This is a genomic window from Tenacibaculum sp. Bg11-29, from assembly GCF_002836595.1.
Classification (GTDB): Bacteria; Bacteroidota; Bacteroidia; order Flavobacteriales; family Flavobacteriaceae; genus Polaribacter.
This window is the reverse complement of the sequence record NZ_PJBB01000003.1, coordinates 2,617,825-2,629,913: the sequence shown is the minus strand read 5'-3', so window position 1 is coordinate 2,629,913 and position 12,089 is coordinate 2,617,825. Positions and strand designations below refer to the sequence as shown.

Here is a 12,089-nt window from a genome sequence, read left to right as displayed (position 1 = left end):
ATTAAAAATGATATCGTTTAAACGCCTCTATTGCTGCATAATTTGCCATACCTAAATCATGATACTTTTCTGCAGTTAATCTATTTCGATCTTCTGCTCTTACCCAAAACTCTCTAGCATCACCTCCTTGAAACATAACCCCATCTTTTTGAGATTGATGATAAAAAATGGCATGACGTTTTTTTATTACTTGGTCAGGACTCATAGGTACTGCCATTTCAATTTCATATGATTCCCATTCAAACCAAGCTCCTCTATATAACCAAACCCAACAATCATTCATATATGCTTTAGTTTTAAGAATTTCTAATGATTCAAATAAAGCATCTAAACATACTTTATGAGTTCCATGAGGATCTGCTAAATCTCCTGCTGCATATATTTGATGTGGTTTAATATCTTCTATTAATTCACACATTATATCTAAATCGTATTTAGATAAACTATTTTTTTTAATTCTCCCCGTTTCATAAAAAGGAAGATTTAAAAAATGAACATTACTATCTTTAAGACTTAAATATCTTGTTGCTGCTAGTGATTCTGCCCTTCTAATACTTCCTTTTAATTGTCTAACTTCAAGAGAATCTATATTATTCAACGTTTTAGATTTTATACTTTTTACAATTTCATCTAACCTGTCTTGATTAAGAGATAAAGTTTTAGCAACTTCAACAAATTTTAAAGCATCGCTATCAGCTACAGCAATGTTTCCTGATGTTTGATAAGCAATATGAACCTCATGTCCTTGTTCTACCAATCTATCAAAAGTACCTCCCATCGAAATTACATCATCATCTGGGTGCGGGCTAAAAATAAGTACACGCTTTTTTGATGGTTGAGCTCTCTCTGGTCTATTACTCCCTTCTGCATTAGGCTTTCCTCCTGGCCAACCAGTAATTGTATGCTGTAACTTATTAAAAATTTTTATATTTAAATCATAAGCACTTCCTTCTTCTGATAATAACCCAGACATTCCGTGTTGGTTATAATCTTTATCGGTAAGTTTTAAAATTGGCTTTTTAACCTCTTGACTTAACCAAAAAACAGCTTTCTTTTTTAGTTCACCTGTCCACACACATGACGCAACTAACCAAGGTGTTTTAATTCTCGTTAATTCTGTAGAAGCCTCTACATCTATAATAAAAGTAGTATTCTTATGATCTTGTAAATAACTTGCTGGTATTTGTGATGTTATTTCTCCTTCTATTGTTTCTTTAATAACTTTAGCTTTATTAATACCCCAAGCTAGCAATACAATTCGTTTTGCGTTTCTTATAGTATTAATTCCCATTGTTATTGCTTTTCGAGGAACATTATCTATTCCTAAAAAACTTGAGGCAGCATCTTGTCTTGTTATATGATCTAATGTTATACTTCTTGTTCCTGAATTATAATGAGATCCTGGTTCATTAAAACCAACATGACCTGTTCTACCAATACCTAAAAGCTGAAAATCTAAACCTCCTGCTTCCTTTATTTTTAATTCATAGTCAATACAATATTGATGAATTTCATTTGCATTAATAGTACCATCTGGAACATTTATATTTTCTGGTAATATATCTATATAATTAAATAAATGCTCATGCATAAAATAATGATAACTCTGAACATCATCTGGTTGCATTGCCCAATATTCATCTAAATTAAATGTAATTACATTCGTAAAACTTAAGCCTTCTTCATTATGTAAACGAACCAACTCTTCGTATACTTTTATTGGTGATGACCCTGTAGCTAAACCTAAAATACATTTTTTATTTTCTCTTTGCTTTTGCTTAATCAGATCAGCTATTTCATTTGCTACAATCTTTGAAGCTTCAAGAGAGTTATTAAAAATTATGTTATGATTCTTTTCATAACGTGTTTCTTCAAATTGTCCAGCAGGTTTATATGCTATATTTTTAGGGGTGTCTATTTGTAAGTATCCAACCATCTTTTTGTTTTTAGTAAATTTAATAGCTATCTCTTTTTTTTGCTAATTTTTTCGACTAAACGCTAAAAAAAAGACATAAAAAACAACCAGAAATACATTACATACTCCTGGTTGTTTCATTCAAATAAAAATTAATGTATTCATTAAAAGTTTGACATCCCTGTGTCCCACCAAAGTCTTGTTCCTCCAGTATCTGGTCCATTTAGATATCCTACTGCAGTTGTTACATTTGCTGTATTCGTATTCTTCTCACTATCTACAAAATTAATTCTTCGTACTTGCGTATTTGTATCAATATCTCCTCCACTATTATTTACAACAACTGGAAATACTCTAGGGTATCCTGTTCTTCTAAACTCTGACCAAGCTTCTTGACCGTCAGGAAACATTGCAATCCATTTTTGAGTAATTATTTGTTCTAATTGCTCTTCTTGTGTTGCTGCATTATCATATGCTATTTTAACATCGCTAGCATAAGCTATATCATTTGCTGTATTTAATGCATCTACAAAATTTGCAGGTGTACTTGTATTATCTACTAAATAAGCATCTACCCCTGAAGCTCCATGTTGAGAAAAAGATACTCTCACTCCTTCTTCATAATTCATCTTAGCATTTCCTGCTCCTGACCAACCTCTTAATGCAGCTTCTGCTTTTAAAAAGTGTACTTCTGCATTTGTCATCCATACTTTATGCGTAGCACTTTCAACTACATTTCCTAATAAAGAATGACTACCATATTGAGATTTTGCATTAATTTCAATTCCTTGACGAACACCTTTATGAGTTCCTAAAGCTACATCAGCAGGTGCATTAAAATATTCAGAGATTCTTCCATCGTTAAAACCTTTTAAAATAGCTTCCATCTCTGCACTCATGCATATATCTCCCCATGTTCCACTAATAGTTGCCAATGGATGTGAAAAACCTCCCATATCAACTGTCATTGCTTCTGTAATAAAACCAGCATCACTCGCTAATGCTTTTTCTCCTTCAATTTTTGCTAATGCTTGATCTACTTTAGATACTCTAATTGCTAATCTTAATCTTAATGAATTTGCAAAAGTTCTCCAAGAAGAGATAATTCCGTTTAAGTTAGATTCATCAAAAGGAACAAATTGAACATTACCTTCATATTGCTTTAACCCTACGATAGCTTCGTCTAACTCTTTAAAGAAAGCCTTATAAGCATTCTCTTGAGAATCATATTCTCCTGTAGTATTATAATCATCGTATTTTGAATATCGTATCGGACCAAAAACATCAGAAACTCTATGCATTCCCATTACCTTAATAATGTTTGCTAAAAACACAAATTTTTCTCCTCCTTCTGAATTTGTCAATTCAACTTGCTCTTTAATACCTCTAGCATATGGCATTACTCCATTACCATTGTTTGCATCGTAAGCATCACTCCATATAAAACCATTCCAACCATTAACTAAAGCATAAGTTTGATTGTTTATATTTCCTGCAAAAGGTGTAGGTGAAGTCATATAACCAGAAAAAACATCTGCATTTAAATTTTGTTGTAATTGATAATTCCAAGCTGGTTCAACACGAATTACATTCGAAAACATTGGTGAAAACCTAGAACCTATATGATTATTTCGTTGTGTTAAACTTTCGTTAGAAATTTTATTTGGATCGGTGTTAATTCCTGCGAAATCATTGGTACATGCATTAATAATTATTAAAATTATTAATAACTGTATATATTTTATCGTTCGTTTCATTTCTTTAAAAGTTTATATTAACATTAACCCCTACGCTTCTTGTTGATGGCTGGCTATAAATATCAACCCCTTGTAAACCGATACCTGTACTGGCAGCTATGTTTGGATCAAATGGAGCTTCTTTATAGAAAAAGAATAAATTATTTCCTATTAAAGATAATCTTACACTTTTAAAGAAATCATCTTTTATTGGTAATTTATACCCAATAGATAACTCTCTTAAACTTACATTAGTTGCATTGTATACGTATTCTCCTAACATACCATCTCTACCTCCAATTGCATTATAATACTCTTGTGCAGTAATTTGAGACCCAACACCTGCTTCATTTACCACATTTATCATTCCTCCATTTGTATTTCTTGCATCAGCTGTTGCTTGAGAAACACCATATTTATCGTTAACAGCCTCTGTAACACTCACTACATCTCCTCCAAATTTCCCATCTATTAAAAAACCAAAAGAGAAATTCTTGTAATCAAAAGTATTATTCCAACCTAAAGCAAAATCAGGCTGTGCATGTGCCACAGTTTTAAAACCTAAATCTTTTAAAGTTCCTGAGTCATTAATTACTGGCACTCCATTTTCATTTCTCTCTAAAGATCTTGCTTTAATACTTCCAAAATCTTCCCCTTCTATTAACGAAAACTCGTATCCATTAACACCTCTTGCTGTTATGATAGCCTCACCATCCTGTAATGATGGATGTACAGACACTACTTCATTTTTATTTTGCGCAAAATTTATGGCTGTATTCCATGTAAAATTTTCATTTCTTACTGGTTTACCATTTAAAACTAATTCAATACCTTTATTTGATATTTCTCCTGCATTCACAATATTTTGTGAATATCCATTTGGATTAGGTGCTGCTTGAATAAAGAATATTTGGTTTTCTGTTTTTGTATTATAATACGTTAATTCAAAACCTAAACGATTATTTAAAAACCTCCATTCTGTACCTATTTCAAATGATTTTTGTCTTTCTGGTTTTAATGTTTCACCTTCAATAGGTGCAAAAGATGCTGAACTTACAGATGTATTTGTTAAGTTTATTGAATTTAAAGGTATCGTAGCATATACAGGAATATCTTTACCTACCTCAGCATAAGAAACTCTAAGTTTTGCAAAATTAATTGCTTCTGGCATATTAAACATTTCAGAAAAAACCCCTGTTAAACCTACAGATGGGTAGAAGAATGAGGTTGAGTTTGTATTTACTAACGTAGATGACCAATCAGCTCTACCGGTTACATCTAAATATATCATTTCTTTATACCCCAAGTTAACTGATCCGAACACAGACTGAACTTCTCTATTTCCTACCGACTGCCTAATATTGTTAGTTGTTGTAAAATTAGCTATCGTAAATTCATTTGGAAAGTTTAATCCCATTCCGTCCCTACCTGAATCTAATAAAATTTGATCACCAATAGCGTATTTTGTTAAACTAGTACCTAGTAACCCTGTAAAAGTTAAATCTTCTGAAAAAGCTTTAGAATAATTAGCTATTAAATCAATATACTGCTGTGTATTTTCTGTTTTTTCTAAAATATACCTTCCGTTGTCTCCAGAGTTTACAGGATCTGTACCTGCATACTGTCTTTTATCAAATTTAAAAAATGACTTATCATAACTTACTCTTGATTGTAATGAGAAGTTTTCAGTTATTTGATATTTAGCAGACACATTTGCTAAAACTCTCTGTACAACATCTTTACTAGGACTTCTATTAATTAACCAATATGGATTTTGCTGAATATTTCCATCAAATGATGTAGTATATTGATCCATCATATTCGTTACTTGATTAAAATATTCAAACTTATTTTTATAGGTATCTCTATCGATACCTACTGGATGTAAATAAACTCCTGTTAAAGCATTTGAGTATAATCCATTTGTAGGTCTATTATTAATTCTTTGATCTGATAAATTAATACTAGCAGAGATATCTATCTTATCGTTTAAAAACTTAGCCGTTTCTCTTAATGTTACATTATTTTTAATTAATTTATTTTGCGGAACAACTCCTTCTGCTAATGTATTAGCATATGAAAAATATGTTTGCATCTTAGCACTACCTGATGTTAAAGCTATTGAGTTTATTGATGTATATCCTGTATTAAAAAAACTTTTTGCATCATTAGATAAACCAGATTTTTTTGCCCCCCAAGATTTTGCATCAATAACATTACCGTTTTCAGCAATCGCCCCTCCAACTGAAGCTGATTGATATTCTGATTGCAACTTTGGTAATGACATTACATTATCTACAGTAAAACTAGAGGATACATTTACTGATAATCTACCTTCCTTACCTTTTTTTGTGGTAACCAAAATTACACCATTAGCTCCTTGACTTCCATATAAAGCAGATGCCGATGCTCCTTTTAAAATTGTAATTGAAGCTATATCATCAGGGTTAATTAAAGACATTGCATCTCCTCCGTCTCTGTTTCCTGTTTGACTTCCAAAAATATCTGTACCTGGCTCTGAACCATTAGACCCGTTTCCACTGTTTAACATTGGTATCCCGTCAATTACATATAAAGGGTCATTATTAGTTGTTGAAGAGTTACCTCTTAATACAACCTTTGCTGTACCTCCTAAACCAGAAGAACTTCTTGATATAGTTATTCCTGCTGATTTTCCAGACAAACTATTAATAGGGTTTGTCTGTTTTACTTTTGTTAACTCATCTCCACTAACTTCTTGGGCAGAATACGTTAAACTTTTTCGTTCTTTTTTAATCCCTAAAGCTGTTACTACAACCTCTTTCAATAAAGTTCCTTCACTTAACTGAACATTTATTATTGATTTATTACCTACAAGAACTGAAGAATTCTCCATTCCAACAAAAGAGAACATCAAAACATCTTTCGATGAAGCATTAATTTTGTACTTACCGTCAAAATCGGTTTCAACCCCCTTAACTGTACCTTTTACTATTATGTTAACACCAGGCAATGGTAGTCCATCAGCTTTAGATGAGATTACCCCCGTTATAGTTTTTTCTTGAGCTACTGATACTTGGATCATTAACAAGAAAAAACAAAAACACAATAAGATTTTATTTTTTTTCATATTAAGTAAAAATTTAGAAATAGTTTTGAGATAAAAATATGTATAAACCAATTGTTAAATTAAAAAAAATATACGAACGACTCAAAAATGGCAACAAACAACATCTTTTAAAAAAAAATCATAATTCAATGAAAATTAACAGTGTTTTTTGCTAAAAAAAAATTAAATTCCTACTTTTTTAACATATTAAAAACAAATGATCAATAACTTATTTTCTATCAAAAAAAATAATAGGACTATTTCACGAAAGTACCATATTATCTTTTGGCTAGTTTATTTTATCTTTAATGTAATACGATGGGGTAGTTATTTTGACGACTATTGGTACTCTATAAAATCTAATTTAGTAGAATTTCCTTTACATATAGTATTAGTTTACACAAATGTGTATTATTTTATTCCTAAATTTTTAATAACTAAAAAATACAAAACTTATGTTACACTATTATTTTTAGCCTTAGGATTACTTTATACTATTCGTACTGGCTTAAATTATATTTTAGTTACAAAAAACATATGGCCAGAAACAGATGCTTACCAACAAGCTTTTACATTTAATCATGTTGTTGCTGTTACTATTGGAGAACTATATGTACTAGCTCTAGCTACTGCCATAAAACTTACAATAGATTGGGTTAATCAAAAAAACAGAATAAAAACTTTAAGAGAAGAACATTTAAAAAGTGAATTAAATTTTTTAAAATCTCAAATTCAACCTCACTTTTTCTTTAATACTTTAAATAACTTATATGCTTTAACCTTAGAAAAGTCTGATATGGCTCCAGATGTTGTTTTAAAACTATCAGATATAATGCAATATGTTATTTATGATGTAAAAAAAAGCAAAGTAAATCTTTTAAATGAAATTAAGTATATTCAAAATTATGCTGATTTAGAACTTTTACGCTGTCATGAAAACGCTAAAATAAACATTAACTTAAAAGGGAATATTAGTAATGCAAAAATACCACCTTTAGTTTTTCTTTCTTTTATTGAAAATTGCTTTAAACATGGTAATAAAAACAATAGCGATTTTTATATTTGTATTGATATAGAAAAAAAGGAAAACAATTCTCTTATTTTAAACATTAAAAACTCTTTTGAGCCAACTAACCCTCTTGCTAAAAAAAGATTGAAAAGTGGTATTGGTAATTCTAATACAAAAAGAAGGTTAGATTTAATTTATAAAGATCAGTACAGTTTAAAAATTATGGAAACAAAAAAAGTATTTACAGTAAACCTTCAAATCCCTTTAACTTAAAAACAAACAAGTGAAAATAAACTGTGTCATTATAGACGACGAACCATTAGCCATAAATGTTATCAAAAATCATTTACAAGAATTTAAAAACATTGTAATTGTTGATACTTTCAATAATCCTATAGAAGCAATTAGCACAATTGAAAGTGAAAAAATAGACGTCCTTTTTTTAGATATTAATATGCCTAAAATGAATGGGCTAGATTTTTTAAGAAATACAAAAATAAAACCTTATGTTATAATTACAACAGCCTATAGAGAGTTTGCCATTGAAGGCTATGATTTAGATGTGTTAGACTATTTAGTTAAACCGATTCCTTTCCCTAGATTTTTAAAGACTATTAACAAATTAACACAACGCATACACAATAACAATACTGACTCAGAAATAACAAAAAATTCTCATGTATTTTTAAAAGTTGATAAAAAACTAGTAAAAGTAAAACATGATGATATTTTATACATCGAAAGTTTAAAAGATTATATAAGAGTTTCTACAACCGTTAATAACTATATTGTTCATAAATCTTTAACTAGTATGACAGAAGAACTACCAAGTAAAAGCTTCTTAAGGATACATAGGTCTTATACAATTGCCTTTGATAAAGTAAATTATGTTGAAGGAAATTCACTAAATATAAATAACAAAAGAATACCTATTGGAAGAAAATACTTAAATAATACTAAGCAAATTATTTTAAAAAATAACAATGAGTAAAACAACTATTATAATGTTTAATGTTGTTTATCAAAAAAACAATGTTGTTAGTAGAATTTATTCACCTATACATGCTCAACTTAACTAAATTTCAATTCTAAAATAAAAATAATGATTAACTTAAGCTTACTCGATACTTCAATTATTATCGGTTTTTTTATTCTTTCTTTATTAATAGGTATATGGGCATCAAAATCTGCAGGAAAAAGCAGTTCTGAATTCTTTTTATCTGGTAGAAACATGCCTTGGTGGTTATTAGGTGTTTCTATGGTTGCAACTACTTTTGCTGCCGATACGCCTGGATTAGTAACAGAATTGGTACGTAAAAAAGGGGTTTCAGGTAATTGGGTTTGGTGGGCGATGCTACTTACAGGTATGTTGACTGTTTTCTTTTATGCAAAATTATGGAGAAAATCAGGAATTACAACCGATTTAGAATTTTACGAATTACGTTATTCTGGTAAAATGGCAAGTTTTTTAAGAGGTTTTAGAGCAATTTACTTAGGTGTTATATTTAATATAATTACAATGGCTGGTGTTTGTTTAGCTGGCGCAAAAATTGCAAATATTTTATTAGGTATCTCTCAAGGTGAAATGCTACTATACTCATCTATTATTGTTGTTATTTATTCTTCTTTAGGAGGTTTAAAAGGCGTTTTACTTACTGATTTTGTTCAATTTATAATTGCAATGATTGGTTCAGTATGGGCTACTATTTACATTGTAAACCTACCAGAAATAAATGGTTTATCTAATTTATTGAGTCACCCTAATGTAAGTGGTAAATTAGCAATGCTTCCAGATTTTTCTAATACAGAGTCGTTAATTACATTATTTATAATTCCGTTTGCTGTACAATGGTGGAGTACTTGGTATCCTGGAGCAGAACCTGGTGGTGGTGGTTATATAGCACAACGTATGTTAGCTGCTAAAGATGAAAAAAATGCAACATGGGCTACTTTGTTTTTTAATTTTGCGCATTATGCTTTACGCCCTTGGCCATGGATTATTGTTGGTTTGGCTTCTTTAGTAATTTTTCCTAGTTTAGAAAGTATGAATCAAGCATTTCCTAGTTTGTCTCCAGATATGCAAGGACATGATGTTGGATATGCAGCAATGATGACTTACTTGCCTGCTGGATTACTAGGTATTGTATTAACTTCTTTAATTGCTGCTTTTATGAGTACGATCTCTACCCAATTAAACTGGGGAAGCTCATATTTAGTAAATGATTTTTATAGCCGATTTATAAATAAAGATGCTTCAGAAAAGCAAAAAGTTGTTGTAGGTAGAGTATCAACTGTTTTGCTAATGTTATTTGCTGCGTTATTTTCTTTCTACTTACAATCTGCAAAAGATGTATTTGATTTATTATTACAAATAGGTGCTGGAACAGGATTGCTGTTTATTTTACGTTGGTTTTGGAGTAGAATAAACCCGTATAGTGAAATTGCTGCAATGGGTATTTCGTTTATTATTGCTTTTTTCTTTTTTATAAATGGAAAAATGGAAAATCCTTTTATAGAAATTGCAGGTTACTGGCAATTAATTATAGGAGTTGTTATAACAACTATTGGATGGGTCTTAGTTACACTTTTAACGCAACCTACAGACACAGATACTATTAATAAATTTGAACTTTTAATTTTCGAGGGGGAAGATAAATTTAAAAACATAGGTGTTAAAATAGTAGGTTTTATTACTGGTACTATTGGTGTTTATAGTTTCTTATTTGCAACTGGTAATTGGATTTATGGTAAAACTACTTTAGCTATAATACTTAGTGTTTTAACATTAGTTTGTATTTACATTTTAACTAAAATTTGGAAACGCATTTCTTAAGATCTAAAACCTTATGATAAAAACAATCAGTGTAAGAAGTATTAAACTTAGCCTAATCGTTTTTAGCTCATTAATAACTATATCTTGTTCTTATAAAGAAAAAAAGACCATAGTTAATCCAAAAAGCACTTTTGAAGAAACGCAAGATTCTTTGCGAAAAGTGCTTTTAAATACTAAACCTAATAAAAATATAAAATCGAGTATTTTACAAGAGTTATATATTAGAGGACTTGTAAACAAAGTAAATAATAAAATTAAATTTAAGTTACCTTTTAATCTTCACGGGTTTGATTGTGGAACACCTGATTGTTATTCAACTGATATAACTTTTGAATTTATAGCAAAAGAACCCATTGAATTTCCCAAAAACATTAATTTTAAATTACGAGAACACGGATGCGATATTGAACCTGAAATATTAGAAAGTGGTATATTTGAACTTCTAGAAAGATCTCCTAATTTTGTAAATTACTATTCTAGGAAAAAAAGGAAACTTTATTACTTCACTAGTATAGAGTTAAAGACAATAAGAGGTAATACTATAACTAAAATACTTAACGAATATAATGAGGAGAATACTAATGGAGTAACGCTTTACCAATCATCAATAATGACTGGTAATGAGTATGAGCTTTTTATAAACAAAAAATAAACACTTTCAGTAACGTACAAATAGCAATGAAAAATAAAAAATCTGTGCATATTCTAGTACTAAAAATACTTTTGCATGTTTTAATTTTTAGTTTTCTAACTATAGTTACTCAAACTGGTGGTATTATATATTTAATTACTGTTTTATCTACTAAAAATAGAGTAAAACGAATTATTATTTTCACAGTATTATATCTTTTTACAACCTTTTTAATTATTCCTTATTTAGCTCCTTTTTTTGGTAGAGAAAAAATTAAAGAAACTAATTTTTTAAAAGCACATTCATTTTTTTATAAACTAGCTAATAGAAACTATGTTAAACCAAAATTAAACAAAGTAATAAGTAAAATAGCTGCTGATTTTGAAAATAAGAATAATGGTATTAGAATGGTATATTTAGATGCTAATTTCCCTTTTATAGATAAATTTCCCCTGCTACCCCATCTAAGCCATAACGACGGAAATAAAATTGACATATCACTTATTTATATAAATAAAAATAAAAAACTAACCAATAAAAAACCTTCTATAAGTGGTTATGGTGCTTATGAGGAACCTACTCATAAAGAATACAACCAAAATAAAATTTGTAAAAAGCGAGGGAATTGGCAATACGATTTTCCTAAGTACTTAACATTGGGTAAAATTAATAAAGGTATTAAGTTTTCTAAAAAAGGAACACGAGATCTAATCAAACTTATTTTAAAAGAAAAAAGTATTGGTAAATTATTTATTGAACCTCACTTAAAAAAAAGAATGAATTTAACAAATAACAAAATACGATTTCAAGGTTGTAATGCTGTTAGACATGACGATCATATACATTTTCAGTTGAAATAATATAGTTTATAAAAAAG

The 12,089-nt window shown here is 29.5% G+C and carries 8 protein-coding genes; 5 read left to right on the top strand and 3 right to left on the bottom strand.

The genetic code is table 11. The features are described from left to right. Position 1: 1 nt before the first annotated feature. The 3 genes from nagB to CXF68_RS11910 form a co-directional block, all read right to left on the bottom strand. Positions 2-1,936: a glucosamine-6-phosphate deaminase gene (gene nagB / locus CXF68_RS11920; protein WP_101044971.1), complete on the bottom strand. Its 1,935-nt coding sequence runs from the start codon at positions 1,934-1,936 to the stop codon at positions 2-4. Positions 1,937-2,079: 143 nt separating this feature from the next. Further along, entirely contained in the window at positions 2,080-3,672 is a 1,593-nt protein-coding gene (locus CXF68_RS11915; RefSeq protein WP_101044969.1) for a RagB/SusD family nutrient uptake outer membrane protein, read from the bottom strand. Positions 3,673-3,676: 4 nt separating this feature from the next. Next, the gene (locus CXF68_RS11910; RefSeq protein ID WP_101044967.1) at positions 3,677-6,760 is read right to left on the bottom strand and encodes a SusC/RagA family TonB-linked outer membrane protein; all 3,084 of its coding nucleotides are present in this window, start codon (positions 6,758-6,760) and stop codon (positions 3,677-3,679) included. Between the two features lie 196 nt (positions 6,761-6,956). Here CXF68_RS11910 and CXF68_RS11905 point away from each other — a divergent pair, with 196 nt between their 5' ends. From CXF68_RS11905 to CXF68_RS11885, 5 genes are all read left to right on the top strand, one after another. Next, positions 6,957-8,021 (top strand): sensor histidine kinase, encoded by a 1,065-nt coding sequence (locus CXF68_RS11905; RefSeq protein ID WP_101044965.1) that lies wholly within the window; start codon positions 6,957-6,959, stop codon positions 8,019-8,021. A gap of 10 nt (positions 8,022-8,031) precedes the next feature. After that, complete coding sequence (locus CXF68_RS11900; RefSeq protein WP_101044963.1) at positions 8,032-8,739, top strand: LytTR family DNA-binding domain-containing protein; 708 nt, start codon at positions 8,032-8,034, stop codon at positions 8,737-8,739. Positions 8,740-8,850: 111 nt separating this feature from the next. Continuing rightward, positions 8,851-10,581 (top strand): sodium:solute symporter family protein, encoded by a 1,731-nt coding sequence (locus CXF68_RS11895; protein ID WP_369800504.1) that lies wholly within the window; start codon positions 8,851-8,853, stop codon positions 10,579-10,581. A 13-nt stretch (positions 10,582-10,594) separates the two neighbouring features. Then, positions 10,595-11,233 carry a hypothetical protein gene (locus CXF68_RS11890; protein ID WP_101044961.1) on the top strand — a complete coding sequence of 213 codons (639 nt, stop codon included), beginning with the start codon at positions 10,595-10,597 and terminating at the stop codon, positions 11,231-11,233. A gap of 26 nt (positions 11,234-11,259) precedes the next feature. Further along, complete coding sequence (locus tag CXF68_RS11885; RefSeq protein WP_232771649.1) at positions 11,260-12,072, top strand: hypothetical protein; 813 nt, start codon at positions 11,260-11,262, stop codon at positions 12,070-12,072. Positions 12,073-12,089 lie beyond the last annotated feature (17 nt).

What these genes read in the sequence shown, in the direction of transcription:
- nagB (WP_101044971.1), bottom strand. Translation starts at nt 1,936, where the DNA reads ATGGTTGGATACTTACAAATAGACACCCCTAAAAATATAGCATATAAA.
- CXF68_RS11915 (WP_101044969.1), bottom strand. Translation starts at nt 3,672, where the DNA reads ATGAAACGAACGATAAAATATATACAGTTATTAATAATTTTAATAATT.
- CXF68_RS11910 (WP_101044967.1), bottom strand. Translation starts at nt 6,760, where the DNA reads ATGAAAAAAAATAAAATCTTATTGTGTTTTTGTTTTTTCTTGTTAATG.
- CXF68_RS11905 (WP_101044965.1), top strand. Translation starts at nt 6,957, where the DNA reads ATGATCAATAACTTATTTTCTATCAAAAAAAATAATAGGACTATTTCA.
- CXF68_RS11895 (WP_369800504.1), top strand. Translation starts at nt 8,851, where the DNA reads ATGATTAACTTAAGCTTACTCGATACTTCAATTATTATCGGTTTTTTT.
- CXF68_RS11890 (WP_101044961.1), top strand. Translation starts at nt 10,595, where the DNA reads ATGATAAAAACAATCAGTGTAAGAAGTATTAAACTTAGCCTAATCGTT.
- CXF68_RS11885 (WP_232771649.1), top strand. Translation starts at nt 11,260, where the DNA reads ATGAAAAATAAAAAATCTGTGCATATTCTAGTACTAAAAATACTTTTG.